The 20965-nt window shown below is 70.7% G+C and carries 18 protein-coding genes; 8 read left to right on the forward strand and 10 right to left on the reverse strand.

Annotation, left to right across the window (positions count from 1 at the left end):
• Positions 1 to 16 precede the first annotated feature (16 nt).
• From ACFVKT_RS24990 to ACFVKT_RS25020, 7 genes are all read right to left on the reverse strand, one after another.
• Positions 17 to 1348 (reverse strand): nucleobase:cation symporter-2 family protein, encoded by a 1332-nt coding sequence (locus ACFVKT_RS24990; RefSeq protein WP_385735691.1) that lies wholly within the window; start codon positions 1346 to 1348, stop codon positions 17 to 19.
• A 435-nt stretch (positions 1349 to 1783) separates the two neighbouring features.
• Entirely contained in the window at positions 1784 to 3172 is a 1389-nt protein-coding gene (locus ACFVKT_RS24995; protein ID WP_385735085.1) for an 8-oxoguanine deaminase, read from the reverse strand.
• A 138-nt stretch (positions 3173 to 3310) separates the two neighbouring features.
• Positions 3311 to 4258 carry a factor-independent urate hydroxylase gene (gene pucL / locus ACFVKT_RS25000; protein ID WP_385735087.1) on the reverse strand — a complete coding sequence of 316 codons (948 nt, stop codon included), beginning with the start codon at positions 4256 to 4258 and terminating at the stop codon, positions 3311 to 3313.
• Positions 4259 to 4263: 5 nt separating this feature from the next.
• Entirely contained in the window at positions 4264 to 4662 is a 399-nt protein-coding gene (gene uraH, locus ACFVKT_RS25005) for a hydroxyisourate hydrolase (protein WP_385735089.1), read from the reverse strand.
• Positions 4659 to 5177: a 2-oxo-4-hydroxy-4-carboxy-5-ureidoimidazoline decarboxylase gene (uraD, locus tag ACFVKT_RS25010; RefSeq protein WP_385735091.1), complete on the reverse strand. Its 519-nt coding sequence runs from the start codon at positions 5175 to 5177 to the stop codon at positions 4659 to 4661. The genes uraH and uraD overlap by 4 nt, the downstream gene beginning before the upstream one ends.
• Before the next feature lie 165 nt (positions 5178 to 5342).
• On the reverse strand, positions 5343 to 5711 hold the full coding sequence (locus ACFVKT_RS25015; protein WP_385735093.1) for a helix-turn-helix domain-containing protein: 369 nt from the start codon (positions 5709 to 5711) through the stop codon (positions 5343 to 5345).
• A complete protein-coding gene (locus ACFVKT_RS25020; protein ID WP_385735094.1) occupies positions 5708 to 5959 on the reverse strand; it encodes a hypothetical protein in 252 nt (83 codons plus the stop codon). The genes ACFVKT_RS25015 and ACFVKT_RS25020 overlap by 4 nt, the downstream gene beginning before the upstream one ends.
• Positions 5960 to 6125: 166 nt before the next feature.
• Between ACFVKT_RS25020 and ACFVKT_RS25025 the strand changes: the two genes are divergently transcribed.
• From ACFVKT_RS25025 to ACFVKT_RS25040, 4 genes are all read left to right on the forward strand, one after another.
• Positions 6126 to 6965 (forward strand): TIM barrel protein, encoded by an 840-nt coding sequence (locus ACFVKT_RS25025; protein ID WP_385735096.1) that lies wholly within the window; start codon positions 6126 to 6128, stop codon positions 6963 to 6965.
• A gap of 44 nt (positions 6966 to 7009) precedes the next feature.
• Positions 7010 to 7906 (forward strand): 2-hydroxy-3-oxopropionate reductase, encoded by an 897-nt coding sequence (locus ACFVKT_RS25030; RefSeq protein WP_385735098.1) that lies wholly within the window; start codon positions 7010 to 7012, stop codon positions 7904 to 7906.
• 555 nt (positions 7907 to 8461) lie between these two features.
• Positions 8462 to 8692, forward strand: a complete 231-nt coding sequence (locus ACFVKT_RS25035; RefSeq protein WP_385735100.1) for a hypothetical protein — start codon at positions 8462 to 8464, stop codon at positions 8690 to 8692.
• Positions 8693 to 8893: 201 nt separating this feature from the next.
• The gene (locus ACFVKT_RS25040) at positions 8894 to 9472 is read left to right on the forward strand and encodes a TIGR04222 domain-containing membrane protein (protein WP_385735102.1); all 579 of its coding nucleotides are present in this window, start codon (positions 8894 to 8896) and stop codon (positions 9470 to 9472) included.
• Between the two features lie 126 nt (positions 9473 to 9598).
• Here ACFVKT_RS25040 and gcl read toward each other — a convergent pair whose 3' ends face one another.
• The gene (gcl, locus tag ACFVKT_RS25045) at positions 9599 to 11383 is read right to left on the reverse strand and encodes a glyoxylate carboligase (RefSeq protein ID WP_385735103.1); all 1785 of its coding nucleotides are present in this window, start codon (positions 11381 to 11383) and stop codon (positions 9599 to 9601) included.
• Positions 11384 to 11657: 274 nt separating this feature from the next.
• Here gcl and ACFVKT_RS25050 point away from each other — a divergent pair, with 274 nt between their 5' ends.
• The gene (locus tag ACFVKT_RS25050; protein ID WP_385735105.1) at positions 11658 to 12521 is read left to right on the forward strand and encodes a hypothetical protein; all 864 of its coding nucleotides are present in this window, start codon (positions 11658 to 11660) and stop codon (positions 12519 to 12521) included.
• A 9-nt stretch (positions 12522 to 12530) separates the two neighbouring features.
• On the opposite strand, the gene ACFVKT_RS25055 is transcribed toward ACFVKT_RS25050, so the two are convergent.
• Together ACFVKT_RS25055 and ACFVKT_RS25060 are read right to left on the reverse strand one after the other, a co-directional pair.
• Complete coding sequence (locus ACFVKT_RS25055) at positions 12531 to 14138, reverse strand: AMP-binding protein (protein ID WP_385735107.1); 1608 nt, start codon at positions 14136 to 14138, stop codon at positions 12531 to 12533.
• Positions 14135 to 15814 (reverse strand): AMP-binding protein, encoded by a 1680-nt coding sequence (locus tag ACFVKT_RS25060; protein WP_385735109.1) that lies wholly within the window; start codon positions 15812 to 15814, stop codon positions 14135 to 14137. The genes ACFVKT_RS25055 and ACFVKT_RS25060 overlap by 4 nt, the downstream gene beginning before the upstream one ends.
• Before the next feature lie 101 nt (positions 15815 to 15915).
• Between ACFVKT_RS25060 and ACFVKT_RS25065 the strand changes: the two genes are divergently transcribed.
• From ACFVKT_RS25065 to ACFVKT_RS25075, 3 genes are all read left to right on the forward strand, one after another.
• Complete coding sequence (locus ACFVKT_RS25065; RefSeq protein WP_385735111.1) at positions 15916 to 16755, forward strand: response regulator transcription factor; 840 nt, start codon at positions 15916 to 15918, stop codon at positions 16753 to 16755.
• A 151-nt stretch (positions 16756 to 16906) separates the two neighbouring features.
• Complete coding sequence (locus ACFVKT_RS25070; protein ID WP_385735113.1) at positions 16907 to 19741, forward strand: AAA family ATPase; 2835 nt, start codon at positions 16907 to 16909, stop codon at positions 19739 to 19741.
• A 289-nt stretch (positions 19742 to 20030) separates the two neighbouring features.
• Positions 20031 to 20822 carry a S1 family peptidase gene (locus ACFVKT_RS25075; RefSeq protein WP_385735115.1) on the forward strand — a complete coding sequence of 264 codons (792 nt, stop codon included), beginning with the start codon at positions 20031 to 20033 and terminating at the stop codon, positions 20820 to 20822.
• The last annotated feature ends 143 nt before the right edge of the window (positions 20823 to 20965 follow it).

Raw genomic sequence — 20965 nt, forward strand, 5'->3', positions numbered from 1 at the left:
CCGTATGCCCGAGGAGTCAGTGGGCCGGGACCGCCTTGAGATCGTCGCCCGCCTCCATGGGGTGGGTCACGTCGTCCGCGTCCTGCCCCTTGCCGAGGTGGTTGAAGACGAGGTTGAGGACCACGGCGGCCACGCACCCCGTCGAGATCCCCGAGTCCAGGACGATCTTCGCCGTCTCCGGGAAGGCGTGGTAGAACCCCGGCGCGGTGATCGGGATGATGCCGACGGCCAGCGACACGGCGACGATCAGGACGTTGTTGTCCTTCTCGAGTCCCGCTCGTACGAGGGTCTGGATGCCGCTTGCCGCCACCGAGCCGAAGAGGACGACGCCCGCACCGCCGAGAACGGGACGCGGTACGACGGCGATCAGCGACGCGGCCATCGGGCACAGGCCCATCAGCACGAGGAAACCGCCGCCGGTGGCGACGACGTACCGGCTGCGGATCCTGGTCATCGCGACCAGGCCGATGTTCTGCGCGAAGGCGCTGCACATGAAGCCGTTGAAGAGCGGGCTGATCGCCGAGCCGAGGGTGTCGGCGCGCAGTCCGGCCGCGATGGTCTTCTCGTCCGCCGGGCGCTCGACGATCTCGCCCAACGCCAGCATGTCCGCGGTCGATTCGGTCATCGAGACCACCATCACCACGCACATCGAGAGGATCGCGGCGACCTGGAACTGCGGTGCGTCGAAGTGGAACGGGGCCGGGAAGCCGACGACGTCCGCGTCGGCCACCGGTCCGAAGTCCGTGACGCCGAAGGGGATCGCGACGAGCGTGCCGATCAACAGGCCGAGCAGCACGGCTATTTGCTTGACGAAGCCGCGGGTGAAGCGGCGCAGAAGCAGCACGATGAGCAGGGTGGCTCCGGCCAGGCCCAGATAGGTCGTCGAACCGTAGTCGTCCGCCGCGGGGTCGGGCCCCTGCGCCCAGCCGAAGGCGACCGGAAGGAGCGAGACGCCGATCAGCGTGATCACGGTGCCGGTGACGACGGGCGGGAAGAAGCGGACCGCCTTGCTGAAGAAGGGGGCGGCCATGAAGCCGAGGACGCCCGCGACGATGACCGCGCCGAAGATGATCGGCAGTGCGTCGCTCTTGTCCTTGGTGGAGGCGACGACCGCGGTCATCGGGGCGACGCCTGCGAAGGTGACGCCGTTGACGAACGGCAGTCTGGCGCCGATCTTCCAGATGCCGATCGTCTGGAGGAAGGTGGCGAGGCCCGCGGTGAACAGGCAGGCGCCGGTGAGGAAGGTCAGCTCGGTGGCGGTCAGACCGACGGCGGCGCCGACGATCAGGGGCGGCGCGACGACCCCGGCGTACATGGCGGCGACGTGCTGGAGGCCGCTGGTCGCCATCTTCAGGGGCGGGAGTTTCTCGTCAACCGGGTGCTTCGGCTGGCGAGTTGATGGTGCTTCGGTGCGGTGCTCGGGCTGCTGGGCGGCCACGGCGGCTCCTCCGGTCGGTTACACGTCGGCGTTGACGCGGTGTTCAGGGAGGTGATGCGCGGTCGTGCGGGACCGGGACGGAGACCGTTCGGGAGGAACAGTGTCCGGAAGGGGGAACGGTGACCGTCCCGGGGCGCACACGTGCGCGCACGCCCCGGATACGGCCGCCATGGACCCCGCTCGGGTCCACGGCTACCGGCCGAGGGCCGTCCCCCTCAGCCGGAGATCTTCAACTGTTCAGGCCTGTACGGCGATGGGCGTGAGCCGAGCCGTCAGGTCTGCGCGGCGGGTTGGCGCCGAGCCGAACCGTCAGCCTGCGCGGCGGGTTGGCATGGAGCCGAACCGTCAGGCCCGCGCCGCGATCGCCGCGAGGCGCTGTGCCTGTTCCCGCGTGGAGCGGGCGATGGCGTCCTCGTCGACGTGCAGCAGCCGGCTGTCCTCGACGACCGGCAGACCGTTGACGAGGGAGAGCGTGACCGGGGCCGCCGCGCCGAAGACCAGCGCGGTCACCGGGTCGGCGATCGAGGCGTGGGCCAGGGTGTCCAGCTTCCACAGCACGAGGTCGGCGAGCTTGCCCGGCTCCAGGGAGCCGATCTCCGCTGCCCTGCCCAGGACTTGGGCGCCGCCGAAGGTGCCCAGGCGCAGCGCCTGACGGGCGTTGAGAGCGGCCTCGCGGTGGGCGCCGAGGCGGTTGATGAGGAGCGCGTTGCGCAGTTCGGTGTGCAGTTCGCCGGACTCGTTCGACGCGGTGCCGTCGACGCCGAGGCCGACCGGGACGCCGGCCGCGAGCATGTCGGGGACGCGCGCGATCCCGGCCGCCAGACGGGCGTTGGACGACGGGCAGTGGGCGACACCCGTCTTCGTACGGGCGAAGGCGGCGATGTCGGAGTCGTTCATATGGACGCAGTGCGCCATCCACACGTCCTCGCCGAGCCAGCCCGTCGACTCGAAGTACTCGGTCGGGCCCATGCCGAACAGCTCCTTGCAGAACTGCTCCTCCTCCACGGTCTCCGAGCCGTGCGTGTGCAGCCGTACGCCCTTGCGGCGGGCCAACTCGGCGCCCTGCCGCATCAGTTCGGTGGACACGGAGAAGGGTGAGCAGGGTGCGACGGCCACCTGGGTCATCGCGCCGAAGGAGGCGTCGTGGTGCTCGTCGACGGTCGCCTCGGTCGCGGCGAGCGCCCCTTCGAGGGTCTCGACGGCGAAGTCCGGCGGCAGTCCGCCGTCCTTCTCGCTGCGGTCCATGGAGCCGCGGGCGAGGGTGAAGCGGACGCCCGTCTCGCGCGCGGCCCGGATGATCGAGCCGGACAGGTCGCCGGAGCCCTTGGGAAAGACGTAGTGATGGTCCATGGCGGTGGTGACTCCGCCGCGGGCCATCATGGCGAGGGAGCCCTGCGCGGCCGCGTACGTCATCTGCTCGTCGATGCGCGCCCAGGTCGGGTAGAGCGCGACGAGCCAGTTGAAGAGGTTGTGGTCGGTGGCCAGGCCCCGGGTGATCCACTGGTAGAAGTGGTGGTGGGTGTTGACCAGGCCCGGGGTCACCAGGTGGCCGGTGCCGTCGATGCGCCGTACGACGTTCTCCAGGCCCTGGGGAGCCTTGCCCGCGCCGAGGGACTCGATGCGGTTGCCCGCGACGACGACGTGGCCCGAGGCGTACTCGGTGTCACCCGCGTCCACCGTCGCGATCGCACAGTTCTCGATGACGGTCCGCTGGACTTCCGCCGATGCTGCCATGGTGCGTCCTTCTTCGTATCCGGGGGTGGGCACGGCAGGACCCTAGGAGGTTTGAGTACCGCGGCGCAGAGGCCACGGGTGCCGAAGGAGGGGTGCCCCCGCCCGGCGAGCAAGGCAGGCCGGGGGCAGCGGGCAGGGTCAGAGATTGGTGAGGTCCACCGGGATCCGCGGCTCGACGCCGTCGCGGATGACGGTGGCCTCGATGAGGCCGTACGGGCGGTCCGCCGCGAAGTACACCTCGTTGTCGTTCTCCAGCCCGAACGGCTTCAGGTCCACCAGGAAGTGGTGCTTGTTCGGGAGGGAGAAGCGGACCTCGTCGATCTCGCTGCGGTTGTTGATGATCCGCGAACCCATTTGGTACAGGGTCTGCTGGAGGGAGAGCGAGTACGTCTCCGCGAAGGCCTGGAGCATGTGCTTCCTGACCTGGTCGTAGGACTTCTCCCAGTTGGGCATCTGCTGGTCGTCGGCCGACCAGTTGAAGCGCCAGCGGGCGGAGACCTGGGTGGCCAGGATGCGGTCGTACGCCTCGGGCAGCGTCGTGTACCTGTCCTTGACGTAGCCCCAGAACTCGGAGTTCGTCGAGTTCATCACGACGAGGTCCTTGAGCCCCGATACGACCTCCCACGACGAACCGTCATAGGTGATCTGGCTGACCCGGGTCTCCTGGCCCTTGCGCACGAAGGAGTGCTTGACCTCGTCGGCGCCGATGAACTCCGAGTTGGCGTCCGAGGTCTCGATGCGCTCCCAGGAGTACTCCTCGATCCGGATGCGCGCCGTTTTGATCGGCTCCTGCGACGTCACGAAGTGCCGGGCGAGGTGGATGCCGAACTGCTCGGCGGACTCGATGCCGTGCTCCTTGGCGAAGGCGTACACCGTGTTCTTGGTGGTGTCCGTCGGCAGGACGTTCGCGTTGGAGCCCGAGTAGTGGACCTCTTCCATGTCGCCGCTCAGCGCGACCGACACGTTCAGGTCCTTGATGTGATGGGTGCCGCCGTCCCGCGTGATCTTGACGACGCGGTTCTCGGCCTTGCCGTACTGGTTCTGCCCCAGGATCACCGGACGGGCAGGACGGGCGTTGTCGGTCATGTCTGCTAGCTCCCTCGGTAAACGGAGTAGCCGAACGGGTTGAGCAGCAGCGGTACGTGGTAGTGCTCGCCCGGCCTGACGGCGAAGGTGATGGCCACCTCGGGGAAGAACACTCCGCTCGCGCCGCTGTCCCGGTTCGCGGGGGCGTCCTGCTGCGCATCGGCTTGCTTCTTCTCTTGGTACTCCTCGACCGCGAAGTCGAGCCGTACGTGGGTCGTCCCCTCCGGCAGCGCCGGAAGGTCCTTGCACCGGCCGTCCGCGTCGGTCGCGGAGCCGCCGAGTGCCTGCCAGTCCGCCGCACGCCCGGCGCGGGCCGCGAGCTGAACCGCGACACCCCCGGCGGGGCGCCCGACGCTGGTGTCCAGGATGTGCGTGGACACGGAGGCTGTGCTGTCGGTGCTCATACGTCATCTTCCTGCTGTACGAGATTGGCCAGACGGATGCGGTTGATCTTGCCGAGCTCGGCGCGGACGATCTCGCGCTCCTGGCCCGGCGCGTTGCCGATCCGTTCCTTGACCGCGTCGCGCATCTGCTCGCCGGTCCTGCCGGTGGCGCAGATCAGGAAGACGTGGCCGAACCTCTCCTGGTAGGCCAGGTTAAGTTCGAGCATCTCCTCCTTGAGCTCCTCGGAGGCGCCGGCCATGCCGCGCTGCTCCCGGGAGGAGGTCGGGTCCCCCGGCTTGGGCCGGCCGATCGGCGGATGCCCGGCCATCGCCTCCGCCAGGTCCGCGGTGGTCAGGTCGGCCATGGCGGCGTCGCTGGCGGCGAGGAGGTCGGCGAGGCTTGCGAAGGGGCGGCGGTCGAGCAGACCGCTCCCCCACGCGGTTGAGGCGCACGCCTCGTGGAGGGCGGCGGCTGCCGCGTGCTCCTCCAGGGCGTTGAACCGGGCGAGACCCGGTGTCGAGGAACTCGAAGTCACGGGAGCCTCCGTGGCCTTGTTGCTGGACGGGCTGCGGCCAGCTAACGCCCTCGGAAACATCACGTCAACACTTTGTTGAAAACTTCGGGTAACAAAAGCCGCCACCCGGGTCGTCCGGACGGCGGCGGATGCGAGCGGGTCGCCCTCAGGGGGCATACCACCAGGTCAGGAGTCTTTCTCGCGATTCAGGTAGTTGTAGACGGTGAAGCGGCTCACCCCGAGGGCGCTCGCCACCGTCTCCACGCCGTGCCGCACGGAGAAGGCGCCGCGCGCCTCCAGTATCCGTACGACCTCCTGCTTGGCCTTGCGGTCGAGGTCGGCCAGCGGCTTGCCGCGCTTGCGCTCCAGGGCGGCCAGGATGTGATCGAGGGAGTCGGCGAGCTGGGGCAGGCGCACGGCGACGACGTCCGCGCCCTCCCAGGACAGCACGACGTCATCGGGGCCGGCCTGGTCCGCCGGCAGCATCTCGCCCCCCATGGCGTCGACGAGCGGCTTGACGGCCGAGACGAAGGGGTCGTCCCCGAAACCGGTCACCGATCCCCCTCCTCGACCACGTTGACCTGCAACGAGACCCTGGTGGCGCCCGCCTCCAGAGCCTTGCGCAGCAGTGCGTCGACCGCGGTGAGCACCGTGTCCGCACCGCCCTCCGCGGTGTTGCCGAACGGGCCGACATCCACGGCGTCCAGCTCGGCTGCCTCGATGACCTCACGGGCGACCAGGGCGTGCGGCGGCGCCTCGTCGAGGTCGAAGGGCTCGGTCGTGAACTCAACTCTCAATCGCACGCGCTCAACCTACTGCGCGGTGTCGATTTTCCGGCAGCCCCCTCTTGACAACCCCCGACACACGGCGGCAATCTTCCATTAAGCAGAAACGAACTTCCGCAATACGGAATCAGCCAGAACCGCCAGCACACCGACCCGCTGATAACGGAAGGGAGCGCCGACCCACATGGGATTCGCAGACCAGCGCTTCAACGTCAACCTGTCGATCCTCTTCACGGAACTCCCGCTCCTGGAGCGCCCCGCGGCCGCGGCCGCGGCGGGCTTCACGGCGGTCGAGCTGTGGTGGCCCTGGGTCGACTCCCCCACCCCCGAGCAGTCCGAGCTCGACGCCCTCAAGCAGGCGATCGAGGACGCGGGCGTCCAGCTCACGGGCCTGAACTTCTACGCCGGACAGCTGCCGGGCCCGGACCGTGGCGCCCTGTCGATCCCTGGCGAGGAGTCCGTGCGGTTCCACGCCAACATCGACGTGGCCGCGGACTTCGCCGAGTCGCTGGGATGCCGGGCGCTCAACGCGCTGTACGGCAACCGCGTCGAGGGCGTGGACCCGGCCGAGCAGGACGAACTCGCCCTGGAGAACCTGGTGCTGGCCGCCCGCGCGGCCAACCGCATCGGCGCGGTCCTGCTGATCGAGGCCCTGAACAAGCCCGAGTCGCCGCTCTACCCGCTGGTGTCCGCCCCGGCCGCCATCGAGGTCGTCGACAAGGTCAACGAGGCCACCGGTCTCGGCAACGCCAAGTTCCTCATGGACCTCTACCACCTGTCCATGAACGGCGAGGACCTGCCCTCGGTCATCGAGCAGTACGCGGCCAAGACCGGCCATGTGCAGATCGCCGACAACCCGGGCCGCGGCGCGCCGGGCACCGGCTCGCTCCCCCTGGAGGACCTCCTCGACCAGCTGGCGAAGGCCGGCTACGAGGGCTGGGTGGGCCTGGAGTACAAGCCCGGCGACCGGCCGAGCGCCGAGTCCTTCGCGTGGCTGCCCGCGGCGGCCCGAGCCGCCCGCTGAGCGGCAACTCACCGACGTATCGCAGCAGTCAGAGAGGCACCCCCATGAGCAGCAGCAATCTCCCCAAGGTCGCGTGGATCGGTCTCGGCATCATGGGCTCCCCCATGTCCGAGAACCTGATCAAGGCCGGATACGACGTCACCGGCTTCACCCTGGAGCAGGACAAGCTGGAGCGGCTGGCCGGCGCCGGCGGCACGGCGGCGGGTTCGATCGCCGAGGCCGTGCGGGACGCCGACGTGGTGATCACCATGGTGCCCGCGTCCCCGCACGTCGAGGCCATCGCGTACGGCCCTGACGGCATCCTGGAGAACGCGCGGTCCGGCGCGCTCCTGATCGACATGTCCTCCATCACCCCGCAGACCTCGGTGGACCTCGCGAAGGCAGCCACCGCGAAGGGCATCCGGGTGCTCGACGCGCCCGTGTCCGGCGGTGAGGCCGGTGCGGTCGAGGCCGTCCTGTCCATCATGGTGGGCGGCGAGCAGGCCGACTTCGACGAGGCCGAGCCGATCTTCGAGGCCCTCGGCAAGACCATCGTGCTGTGTGGTCCGCACGGCTCGGGCCAGACCGTGAAGGCCGCCAACCAGCTGATCGTCGCCGTGAACATCCAGGCGTGCGCCGAGGCCGTGGTCTTCCTGGAGAAGTCGGGCGTGGACCTGAAGGCCGCCCTGGACGTCCTCAACGGCGGGCTCGCGGGTTCGACGGTGCTGACGCGGAAGAAGGACAACTTCCTCAACCGCGACTTCAAGCCGGGCTTCCGCATCGACCTGCACCACAAGGACATGGGCATCGTCACGGACGCCGCCCGCAACGTCGGCGCGGCCCTTCCGGTCGGCGCCGTGGTGGCCCAGCTCGTCGCCAGCCTGCGCACGCAGGGCGACGGGGGCCTGGACCACTCGGCCCTGCTGCGGGCGGTGGAGCGCCTGTCCGGCGCCCAGATCTGAGCCCAGGCCGACGTCTTCGAAACTTCCGGGCCACGGCGGCGCTGACACCTGTCCTGTCGCGCCCATGCGCCGCCGTGGCCCGGATTCACACCCTGCACCGCAACAACCGTTGACGCCCGACCGGCGCTCAACTCAAGGGCTGCGTCCGGGATCCGACGGGAGGTCTGATCCCGGGCGCGTGCCCGCCGCGACCGTGTGACCCGGATCAGGGGTGGTCACACGGTCGGCAGGCGGGCAGGCCGAGGACCGCGGCGGTGTGCGAGCCAGTGCGGTGGTAAAGGTTCCGGGGCCCCCTTCTCGACCTGAGGGAAGGCGGCCCCGGCTCCATCGCACCCGCCGCGGTCCCAGCCACAATCCGCACCTCTTCCGGTGTGCCCCCAGACTCCGTCCGGCGGCGCGAATGTCCTGTCGCGCCAGCCTCGCGCCGTCGGACGGCTCAACTTCACAGATCACGGCCCAGAGCGCCGGGTACGGGACCCTCCGTACCCGGCGCTCTGTCGTGTTTCATCGCGTTCTCGGGGTGCGGTTTTCCGCGCCGCGCAGGAGCCTGGACGTATGGACCTCACCGGCATCGTCGTGCACACCCCCGGGCTGGACGGGTCCCGGCGGGTCACCGCAGGGGACGAGACGCTCGGTGTCGCCTACCACCTCGACGACGTCGTGGACATCCTGCGCCGGGCGGAGGTCGACCTCGACGCCATCGAGGTCGAGGAGAGCGACATCATCGACTGGCAGGGCGGCGGCCCCGACGAGTGGCCGGGGCTGTCGGAGCACACCGAGCCGTGAGCCGGGCTCCCCGGTGAGTACGGGGGCCATGAGCCCGGCACTCCGGTGGGTACACCACCCGGCGTACACGGGGTACGGAACCCTCAAATCAACCTCTGAACACGGCCCCGGAGGCTTCAACTCCCCCGGGGCAAGGGCACATTCTCAGCACACGAGGCCCGCCGACACGGGGGCGGCGGGCCTCGTTCTCGGGGGGAAACCATGGACAGCGCAGCGAGGATTCAGCTCGGGCCGCACGCCGTCGCGCTGCTGCGCGGCGGGCCACTCGCCGCCGTGAAGGTCGCCGCACTCGCCCTCCACCTGGAGGGCGCCGCGAGCCCCGCACAGCCGGGCACGATGCGGACGTCGGGGGTGGCCGCGCAGGTCGCGGCTCATCCTCTGGAGAAGGCGGTGCACACCTCCCTCTACCGCCGGCCGGCGGGGATACGGGATCTGCTGAAGCAGCCACGGATACGGACGTCGCTGGAGGACCTGCGCGCCGAGCTGACCGCGGCGGGGCTGCTGCGCAGCTTTCCGCGCTCCCGTACCCGCGACGCCCGAAACGCCCTGGACGAGCTTCGTGCCCAACTTCCTCTGCCTGCCGGACGGGAGGGGCTTTCGAGGGATGCCGTGCTGCTCGCGGTAGCCCTCTACGACGACGAGGCGCTCACCGTTCTGGCGCCACGCTTCGCCCGTGACGCGGGGCTGTTGGGGCGCGGCGGGGCGGCCGACACGGAGCGGCCACAGCGGGGCTCCGGCGGTGGCGGTGGCGGGCTCGGAGCGGGCGGGGCGGCCTTCTAGGGGCAGGGTATGGACGGCTTGGACGCCGAAGCGGCGCACTCGGATTCTGCGTGCACGGCGAAGGGGCGGCTCACCCTCCCGATGAGCCGCCCCTTGCCGGACGTATGGCCTGCCGTGTCCCGCGTGTCAGACCTTCAACGTCCTGATCGAGGTGGGCGCATGGCCCGGTTCGGTCGCGATCTCCTCGAACTCGACGACGTTACTGATGTCGTTCGTCTTGCTCATCGCGATGTTGGTGATGCGCTCCAGGATCGCCTCGACGACGACGGGGACCTGGAACTCGGCGGCGAGCTTCTTGGCCTGTTCGAAGGCGGCGCCCAGTTCGCTGGGGTCGGTGACGCGGATCGCCTTGCAGCCGAGCCCTTCGACGACCTTGATGTGGTCGACGCCGTAGACGCCCAGCTCGGGCGAGTTGATGTTCTCGAACTCCAGGTTGACCTGGAAGTTGATGTCCAGGCCGATCTGCGCCTGCCGGATCAGGCCCAAGTAGGCGTTGTTCACCAGGACATGGACGTACGGGATCTTGTGCTGGGCTCCGACGGCCAGTTCCTCGATCATGAACTGGAAGTCGTAGTCGCCGGAGAGCGCGACGACCTGCGCCTCCGGGTCGGCCTTGGCGACGCCGAGCGCGGCCGGGATGGTCCAGCCGAGCGGGCCCGCCTGGCCGCAGTTGATCCAGTGGCGCGGCCGGTAGACGTGCAGCATCTGCGCGCCGGCGATCTGCGAGAGCCCGATGGTGGTGACGTACCGGGTCTCCGGGCCGAAGGCCTTGTTCATCTCCTCGTAGACGCGCTGCGGCTTGATCGGGATGTCGTCGAAGTGCGTACGGCGCTGGAGAGTCGCCCGCTTCTCCTGCGCGGACGCGGCCCACTCGCTGCGGTCGGGCAGCCTGCCCTCGTCCTTCAGTTCGCGCGCGACCTCGACGAACAGCTTCAGGGCGGCCTTGGCGTCGGAGGCGATGCCGTAGTCCGGGGCGAAGATCTTGCCGATCTGGGTGGGCTCGATGTCGACGTGCACGAACTTGCGGCCCGCGGTGTAGACGTCCAGCTTGCCGGTGTGGCGGTTGGCCCAGCGGTTGCCGATGCCGAGGACGAAGTCGGACTCCAGGAAGGTGGCGTTGCCGTAGCGGTGCGAGGTCTGGAGGCCCACCATGCCGGCGTTCAGGTCGTGGTCGTCGGGGAGGATGCCCCAGCCCATCAGGGTCGGCACGACCGGGGTGCCCGTCAACTCGGCGAATTCGACGAGGAGTTCGGCGGCGTCGGCGTTGATGACACCGCCGCCGGCGACGATCAGTGGCCGCTCGGACTCGTTGAGGAGGGCGATCGCCTTCTCGACCTGGGCGCGGGTGGCGGCGGGCTTGTACGCCTGGAGCGGCTCGTACGTCTCCGGGTCGAACTCGATCTCGGCGAGCTGGACGTCGATGGGCAGGTCGATGAGGACCGGGCCCGGACGCCCCGAGCGCATGAGGTGGAAGGCCTGCTGGAAGACGCCGGGGACCTGGGCCGGCTCAAGGACGGTGATCGCCATCTTGGTGACCGGCTTGGCGATGGAGGCGATGTCGACGGCCTGGAAGTCCTCTTTGTGGATCACGGCGGTCGGCGCCTGGCCGGTGATGCAGAGGATCGGGATCGAGTCGCCGGTGGCGGAGTACAGCCCGGTGATCATGTCGGTGCCTGCCGGTCCCGAGGTGCCGATGCAGACGCCGATGTTGCCCGGGTGGGTACGGGTGTAGCCCTCCGCCATGTGTGAGGCACCCTCGACATGGCGGGCGAGGGTGTGGTTGATCCCGCCGGCGGCCTTGAGGGCCGCGTAGAAGGGGTTGATCGCCGCGCCCGGGACGCCGAACGCGTTGCTGACGCCCTCGCGCTTGAGGATCTCGACTGCCGCGCGGGCAGCGGTCATACGAGCCATGGAGTACTCCTGCTTCGGCTGTCGGTTTCTCGCTCCCGTCGCGCCCGCGGAGAGCTGGTGATTCCGTTTGCGGTTCCGCAGCGGCTTCCCTGTCCGAATTCCGTATTGCGGAAACTAACTTCTACTATCTGGAAGCAATGTAGGCGGGGTGCCGAGAGGCGTCAAGAGTGCCGCCGGAGGCTGTCGGACCGTTTCCCTGCCGGGGACCCCCTCGCTGGAGGACTATGGACACGCTGTCCCGACGTGACGACGTGACGACGTCCTGGAGTGGGCCATGGCCGAGAGCGTGCCGGTGCGGTGCCCGGCCTGCCGCCGCGAGCATCTCTACGCGGCGCTGTCCTATCCCTGCGTGTGCGGCGCCCCCGTCACGCCCCCGCTCGACGGCCTCGCGGAACCGGCGGCCGTCACCCACCGCTCCTGGGACGAGGACTGGGTCACCGTCCGCTGCGAGGCCTGCGGCCGCGAGGACCAGTGGCCGGCTCCCGAGCTGGGGTGCTCATGCGGGACGGAGCTGCGGATTCCGGTGCGCGGGGTACGCCGCCCGCAGCGCGCGCAGCGCACCCACGGCACCGTCGCCGGGGCGAGCCACGCCACGGACGAGGACACCCGCGCGGGAACCCCCCAGGGCACCCGCGCGCACCCGGCCGACGACCCTCCGCGCGACAGCGACAGCGACAGCGACAGCAACGGCGGCAGCGGCAGCGGCAGCGACAGCGACGGCCCGCCGGACACCCCTCGGGACACCTCGCCCGCGCCCCGCCCCGCGTTCCGGCCGGTCACCATCCGGACCGCCCGGGACGCCGTCACGGCCGCCGCGCTGTATCTGCGCTGGCTCGGCTACCGGGACATCAGGCGGGCGGACCAGCGGCCCCCGACGGGGATCGGGCTTGCCGCCCGCGGGATCCTGGCCCAGGTGGACCCCACGGTCCGGCCCGCCTCGCTGCGCGACGTGGAGTGCCTGTGGCTGACGGCGATGACGGAGTCCGCGGGATGCGTGTACTTCTCTCTCGCGGGGTTCGCAGACGACGCCCGCGCCTGCGCCGACACCCTTGGCGTCCCCCTCTTCGTCCTCGACCTCACGGGCACTCCGCAGCCGGTGAACAGCCCGGCCGCCGAGCTCGTCGCGACCGGCGCCTGAGCACCGCCTTCACTCCCCGTACGACTCCCGCAGCTCGATCTTGCGCACCTTCCCCGACACAGTCATGGGAAAGGACTCCAGGATCCGCAGCCGGCTCGGGATCTTGTAGTGCGCGAGCCGCCCCTCGCAGAAGGCCCGCAGCTCCTCCAGCGTCAGCGGGTCGGCCGCGTCGCGCGGGATGACACAGGCGAGGACCTCCTCGCCGTACCGCTCATGGGGAACGCCGACCACCTGGACATCGGCGATCTTCGGATGGGCGTACAGGAACTCCTCGATCTCGCGCGGGTAGATGTTCTCGCCACCCCGGATGATCATGTCCTTGATGCGCCCGACGATCTCGACGTAACCGTCCTCGCGCATCACGGCGAGGTCGCCGGTGTGCATCCAGCGGCCCGCGTCGACACTCTCGGCGGTCTTCTCGGGCTCGTCCCAGTAGCCGAGCATCACGCTGTAGCCGCGGGTGCACAGTTCGCCCGCCGAGCCGCGCGGCAGCGTCACCCCGTCCACCGGGTCGACGACCTTCACCTCGATGTGCGGAAGGACGCGGCCGACCGTGCCGGTGCGGTGCTCCAGGTCGTCGTCCCGCCGCGTCTGCAGGGACACCGGCGAGGTCTCCGTCATGCCGTAACAGATGGACACCTCGGCCATGTGCATCTCGGCGACCACCCGCTTCATCACCTCGACGGGGCAGGGCGAGCCCGCCATGATGCCGGTGCGCAGCGACGACAGGTCGTACGTCGCGAAGTCGGCGAGGTTCAGCTCCGCGATGAACATGGTCGGTACGCCGTACAGGGACGTACAGCGCTCCTCCTGGACCGCGCGCAGGGTGGCCGCCGGGTCGAAGGAGGGCGCGGGAATGACGATGCACGCGCCGTGCGAGGTCGCCGCAAGGTTGCCCATCACCATGCCGAAGCAGTGGTAGAAGGGCACCGGGACACAGATCCGGTCCTGCTCGCTGTAGGCGATCAACTCACCCACGAAATAACCGTTGTTGAGGATGTTGTGGTGGGAGAGGGTGGCGCCCTTGGGGAAGCCGGTCGTCCCCGAGGTGTACTGGATGTTGATCGGGTCGTCGCAGGACAGCTCGAGCCTGCGCGCCTCGAAGTCCTCGTGCGCCTCCGGGGTTCCGCGCCTCATGAGCGCGTCCCAGCTCGGGTCGCCGATGTAGACCGTCTCGCGCAACTGCGGGCATTTTCCGCGCACTTGCTCGACCATCGCCCGGTAGTCGCTCGTCCTGTGGCTGACGGAGGCGAACAGCACCGAGATCCCGGCCTGGTTGAGGACGTACTCGACCTCGTGGGTGCGGTAGGCCGGGTTGATGTTCACCATGACCGCGCCGATGCGGGCGGTGGCGTACTGGACGAGCACCCACTCGGGGCAGTTGATCGCCCAGATCCCCACCCGGTCGCCCTTGGCGACCCCGGCGCCGAGCAGCGCGTACGCCAACCGGTCCACGTCCGCGGCGAATTGGGCGTACGTCCAGCGCCGCCCGGACGGCACGTCGACGAGCGCCTCCCGGCCGGGCCAGGCCTCGACGGCCCGGTCAAGGTTCGCCCCGATCGTGTCCCCCAGCAACGCGGTCGTGCTCGTCCCGTGCGCGTACGACGGCTCGGTCACCGGAAGTCCTCCTCGCGGTACTCGGCGTCGGAGCCCGCGGCCGTGGCCTCGCGGAGCTCGATGCGCCGGATCTTGCCGGACACGGTCTTGGGGAGTTCGCCGAACTCCAGGCGGCGGATGCGCTTGTAGGGCGCGAGGACCGTGCGGGAGTGCTCGAAGAGGACCTTGGCGGTGTCGGGGCCCGGCTCCCAGCCCGCGGCGAGAACGACGTACGCCTTGGGGACCGCGAGGCGCAGTTCGTCCGGTGCGGGCACCACGGCGGCCTCGGCCACCGCCTCGTGCTCCAGGAGCGCGCTCTCCAGCTCGAAGGGCGAGATCTTGTAGTCGGAGGCCTTGAACACGTCGTCGGACCGGCCCACGTAGGTGATGTAGCCGTCCGCATCGCGCGAACCGATGTCACCCGTGCGGTAGTAGCCGCCGCCCATCGCCTCGGCGGTGCGGTCCGGTTCGCCGTGGTAGCCGGTCATCAGGCCCACGGGCTTGAGCGACAGGTCGAGCGAGATCTCCCCCTCGTCCACGCCCGGCGCGCCGGACACCGGGTCGAGCAGCTCGACGCGGAACCCGGGGCTCGGCCGCCCCATCGAGCCCGTCTTCAGCGGCTGGCCTGGGCTGTTGGAGACCTGGACCGCGGTCTCCGTCTGCCCGAAACCGTCCCGGATGGTGACGCCCCAGGCGCGCCGCACCTGCTCGATGACCTCGGGGTTCAGCGGCTCCCCCGCGGCGACGGCCTCGCGCGGCGGTGTGCGGAGCTGGGTCAGGTCGGCCTGGATGAGCATGCGCCACACGGTGGGCGGGGCGCAGAAGGTGGTGACCTGCGCCCGGTCCATCTCCGCCATCAGCCGGCCGGCGTCGAAGCGCGTGTAGTTGTGGATGAAGACGGTCGCCTCCGCGCTCCAGGGCGCGAAGAGGTTGGACCAGGCGTGCTTGGCCCAGCCGGGCGAGGAGATGTTCAGGTGGACATCGCCGGGCTTCAGCCCGATCCAGTACATGGTCGCCAGATGACCGACCGGGTAGGAGACGTGGGTGTGCTCGACGAGCTTGGGGCGGGCCGTCGTACCGGAGGTGAAGTAGAGCATCAGCGGGTCGTCCGCGTGGGTGACGTCGCCGGGTTCGAAGGCCGCGTCGGCGGCGTACGCCTCCTCGTACGAGAGCCAGCCGGGCCGCGAGCCGCCGACCGCGATCCGGGTGTAGCCGCCCGGGACTTCGTCGAACTTCCCGGTGTCCTCGCCGCGGGCGATCACGTGCCGGACGCGGCCGCGTTCGACGCGGTCGCGCAGGTCGGCGGGGCCGAGCAGGGTGGTCGCCGGGATGACGATGGCGCGCAGCTTCATCGCGGCGAGGGCCGTCTCCCACAGTTCGGTCTGGTTGCCGAGCATGACGAGGATGCGGTCCTCGGCGCGGACGCCCTGCGCGCTCAGCCAGTTGGCCGTCCGGTTCGAGCGCGCGGACATGGCAGCGAAGGAGATCTCGGTCCGCGAGCCGTCCTCCTCGACGAGGTGCAGGGCCGTGCGGTCGTTGTCCCGGGCGATGACGTCGAACCAGTCGAGCGCCCAGTTGAAGTGCTCCGGGCGGGGCCAGTCGAAGCCCTCGTAGGCCGTGGCGTAGTCCTCGCGGTGGGCCAGCAGGAAGTCCCGCGCGGTGCGGAACTGCTCCGTCGCGTCACTCGTCACCGTCATGTGTCCTCCTCGTTGCCGGACAGCCGCCTACCATCGTGTATTCCGTGACGCAGATCTCACCACCCCCGAACGGGGGTGCTCCGCGGCGAAGGGGCGGTCAGGTGGCAGCAGACGCAGCCGATGCGGTGGAGGTGCGGGGCGCGCTGGCGGGACTGCGGCGCGCGACGGGACTGCCGGTCGCCTTCGGCGGTCTGGTCGATCCCGGGCGCCAACGCGTGTGCATCAGCCAGCTCAGCGGCACGGCGACCACGGCGCTCAGCGCGCTCGCCGTGTCGACCGGCAACGGCCTGGGCGGCAAGGCGGTGGCCCTGGCCCGGCCGTGCGCGGTGACCGACTACCGGTCCTCGCGGCAGATCAGCCACGAGTACGACATGGCGGTCGCCACGGAGGGGCTGCGCTCCGTCCTCGCGGTCCCTGTCGTCGTTCGACGACAGGTGCGCGGAGTGCTGTACGGCGCCCTGCGCACATCCCAACCGCTGGGCGACCGCACGCTGGGCGCGGCGATGGCTGCGGCCCGGGACGTGGAGCAGGCGCTGGTCGTGAAGGACGAGGCACGAGCGCTGCTGGCCGTGGCGCAGGAGCCCGCACCCGAAGTGGGGAACGCCGCGTGGGAGGAGGTGCGCGAGGCACACGGGGCGCTGCGGGCGCTGGCACCGCGCGTACTCGACCCCACGCTGCGGGCCGAACTCCTCTCGGTCTGCGGGCGGCTGGCCGAGGCGGTGTCGCCGGGGCCGGGCTCCGCCGAGGTCGGCCTCGCGCCGCGTGAGGTGGACGTTCTCGCCTGTGTCGCCTCCGGTGCAACGAACGCGGTGGCCGCGGAGCGACTGGGGCTGCGCCCGGAGACCGTGAAGGGATATCTGCGGTCGGCGATGCGCAGGCTGGGCGCCCACACCAGGTGGGAAGCGGTGGTCGCCGCGCGGCGGTCCGGGCTGCTGCCGTAACCGCCGGCGGATTCCTGGCGCTTTCTCATTCAAGCGGCGACCCTCTGAAATGCGTTATACGCCCCCTGTTATTTCCCTCACCGTCCCGACCGTCCGTAATTCAAAGACAGATTGCCTAATATTGGTCAGGACACGACACACGAGGGGAGCGGTGACCGTGCGAGGGGACTTCAAGGAGCCTGCGAGACCCCGCCCTGACCTGGTCATCGGCCGGGAGGAGCTCTTCGCCGGGGCGCGGGAACAGCTCTCCGGCGGCGGCAGTGTGCTGGTGCACGGCCCCGCGGGAATTGGAAAGTCGACCGTCCTGCGGGCATTGGTCTCGGAATACACCGAATCTGCACACACCGTGTTGCGCTGCTCGGCCACCGAGTCCGAATCCCATCTCCCCTTCCTCGCGCTGGCCGACCTCCTCGGTCTGGTCGTCGACGAGGTCTCCGCGCGACTGCCGGGACCGCAGCGCACCGCCCTCGAGTCGGCGCTCACCGGCCGCGGCGAATCCACCCTGCAACGCGACGGCCTTGCGCTGCGCCTCGCGGTCCTGTCGGCGTTCCGCGCGCTGGCCGCCCAGGGACCCGTACTGGTCGTCGCCGACGACCTGCAGTGGCTGGACCCGGCCAGCGCCGAGCTGCTCGGCTTCGCCGCCCGCCGGCTCGGTGGCATGCCCGTACGGATGCTGTGTGCCGTACGCACCGAAACGGAACCGCAAGGGCAGCAGCACGACCGGTATCTACGCGCGTCCCCGCCGGACACCCTGGCCGTGCGGCTCAACCCGCTCTCCCGTGCGCATGTCGCCGAACTCCTCGGCCAGCGCGGCTACACCGGCCTGCCCCGTTCGATCGTGCGGGACATCCACCGCACCAGCGGCGGCAACCCGCTCTTCGCGCTGGAGCTGGGCCGCGCCCTCGCCGAGAGCCCGACCCCGCCGAGCCCGGGCGAACCCCTGCCGGTACCGACCTCGTTGAGCGCACTCGTGCTCAGCCGGCTGGAGATGCTGTCCGCCGAGGCCCGCCGCACCCTGCTCGTGGCGAGCGCCGGGGCGCGGCCCACGCTGGCGCTGCTGCACGCCGCCGGACGGGAGAACGCCGAGGCGGAGACGGCCTCGGCCGCCTCGCTCGGTCTGCTGGCGACGGAGCGCGAGGCTCCGGTCATCCGGTTCGCGCACCCCCTCGTGTCCGCCGCCCTGTACGCGCAGGCGAGCGCGCAGGAGCGGCGCGCCGCCCACGCCGCGCTGTCCGAGGCGGCCTCCGATCCCATCGAGCGGGCCCGCCATCTCGCCCTGGCCGCCACGGGTACGGACCCGGAGGTCGCCGCCCGGCTCGGCGAGGCAGCGGCGGCGGCCCGGGACCGGGGCGCGCCCTCGGTCGCGGCGGGGCTCGGACTGCTGGCGGCCCGGCACACCCCGCCGGACGCCGTGCCGGGCCCGGACGAACGCAGGCTGCAGGCGGCCGAGGACGCGCTCACGGCCGGCGAGACGGACCTCGCGCGGGACATCGCCCGCCAGGTACTGGCCCGTGCCACCGTGCCCGCGGACCGGGTACGGGCCTGGATGGTCGTCATCGACGCCGCAGGACAGGCCATGGCCGAGATCGACGCCGTCTTTCCCCAGGCGCTCGCGGACGCGGGCGAGGACCCGCGGCTGCTCGCCCTCGTCCGCTACCAACTCGCCTGGCGGGCCCTGCTCATGGAGGGCGAGATGACGAAGGCCCGCGAGGAGGCCGCCTGGGCGGCGGAGCTCGCGGCCCTTGCCGGGGACCGGCCCACCGAGCTCCTGGCGCTCGGCTTCCAGGCGCAGATGGAGACCCTGATGGGGCACCCGGGCGCCCCGGCGACCATCCAGCGCGCGATGCGTGAACCGCAGGACCCCCGGGTGGCGTGCGACCACAACGGCGCCGGTGCCGCCCGGTTCCGCTGGCTGATCATGGGCGACCAGCTTGCCGAGGCCCGTACGACCATCACCGCGCTGCTGCGCGAGGTGCGGCGGCGCGGGATGGTCGAGAGCGAGGTCCACTTCCTGCGCGGCCTCGCGGAGACCGAGCTGCGCTCCGGTCACTGCGGCCGGGCCCTCGACCTCGCCCGCGAGAGCCTGCGGCTGGCCCGTGACACCGGGATCGGCGAGGCGGCCACCGCCATGTTCACCTCGCTCGCCGAGGCGGCGGGCGGCGACGTGGACCGGGCGCTCACGCTCGCCCAGGAGGCCGTGGACCGCGCGGAGGAGGACGGCGACCTGATCTACCTCTCGCGCGCCCTCGGCGCCCTCGGCCACGCCCAGTTGGTGGCGGGGGACGCGGCGGCGACGGTCCGGTCACTGCGTCGCGTACGGGAGTTGGAGGAGGGCCTCGGGGTCGTCGATCCCGCCCGGGGCCGCTGGCACGGGGACCTCGCCGAGGCGCTGGTCCGGATCGGTGAACCGGACGAGGCACAGGACGTCATCGACGCGACGCGGAAGCAGGCGCTGCGGCTCAGCCGGGAGAGCGTGCTCGCGGTACTCGACCGCGCCGAGGCCCTCGTACGCGCCGCACGCGGCGAACAGGGCGTCGCCACCCGGCAGTTGACCGCGGCCCAGGACCGGCTCGGCAAGCTGGGCTACGGCCTCGAGGAGGCCCGCGCGGCGTACGCCCTCGCCGGGCTGCGCACCCCCCGGCCGGGGCCCACCTCGTACGACGAGGCGACCCGGCTCTTCCGCCGCTGCCGCGCCCTGCCGTGGCTGCGCCAGGTCGAGAGTGCCTCCGCGGCCCTCCCGGCGGCCTCGCCCCTGGCGTCCGCCGACCCCGACAGCCTCGCGGCCGCCGCTCTGGACAGCCTCGCCGCGACCGAACGGCAGGTCGCCGCGCTCGTCATGGAGGGCGCCACCAACCGCGAGATCGCCGCGCGTCTGTTCATCAGCGTGAAGACGGTGGAGGCGACACTGACGCGGGTGTACCGGAAGTTGGGGATCCGTTCGCGGGTGGACATAGTCAGGCTGGCGGTCGGGCACCGGCCGGGCTGACGTTCCGTCGTATCCGGAAGGGCGGGCACCTGCTCCCCCTTCTTCATACGGAATACGAGATACGGGATACGGACCAACCGGACGGAATCACAAGCTAAACCCAGCTGCCGCACAGCAAGGGTTATCCCTCCTCCAACTCCCTTAGGGGCTTCCCCCATTGGAGCAGGAGGGGTTCCGCTTCTAGCCTGATCCCAGTGCCGCTCGCCCGGGCACACGCCGCCGGTCCGCCGGCGTCGTGCAGCACCCCCCACACCCGCGCGTCCCCCACCGGCAACTTCCGAGGAGAACCATGTTCGGGCTCAACCGCGCCAAGAAGACCGCCGCTCTCTGTGTGGCGACCGCTGCCGCCGCCGCGACGGCACTGCTCGGCGCACCCGGTGCCGTCGCCGCCCCCCAGCCCATCGTCGGCGGCACGACGACCACCACGACCGCGTACCCGTTCGTCATGCAGATCACGGACGCCTCGCAGAACCAGTTCTGCGGCGGCACGCTCGTCTCGGCCACCAAGGTCGTCACCGCCGCCCACTGCATGGTCGGCGAGACCACCAGCAGCGTCCGCGTCATCGGCGGCCGTACCTACCTCAACGGCACGAACGGCACGGTCAGCAAGGTCAGCAAGATCTGGATCAACCCCAGCTACACGGACGCCACCAACGGCGACGACGTGGCCGTACTGACCCTGTCGACAGCGATGTCGTACACCCCGGTCTCGTACGTAACCTCCTCGCAGACCAGCGTGTACGCGACCGGCGCCACCGCCCGCGTCCTCGGCTGGGGGACCACCTCGGAGAGCGGCAGCTCCTCCAACCAGCTCCGGACCGCGACCGTCCCGATCGTCTCCAACACGAGCTGCACGAGCTCGTACGGCTCCGACTTCATCGCCAGCGACATGGTCTGCGCCGGATACACCTCCGGCGGCGTCGACACCTGCCAGGGCGACAGCGGCGGCCCGCTGCTCATCGGCGGCGTCCTGGCAGGCATCACCTCCTGGGGCGAAGGCTGCGCCGAGGCCGGCTACCCGGGCGTCTACACCCGCCTGACGACCTTCTCCAGCCTGGTGACCACGCAGGTCAACTCCTAGCTCGCACGTTCTTCAAATCGCAGTCACCAAAGAGCTCCTGAGCACCCCTCAGGTGAAAGCCGGGGGGGGGGGGTGGGGGGGGGGGGCCGCGCCCCGCCCCCCCCCCCCCCCCCCCCCACACCACCGGCCCGCGCCCCCCCCCC

The organism is Streptomyces sp. NPDC127595 (assembly GCF_042671685.1).
In the GTDB taxonomy this organism is placed as follows: domain Bacteria; phylum Actinomycetota; class Actinomycetes; order Streptomycetales; family Streptomycetaceae; genus Streptomyces.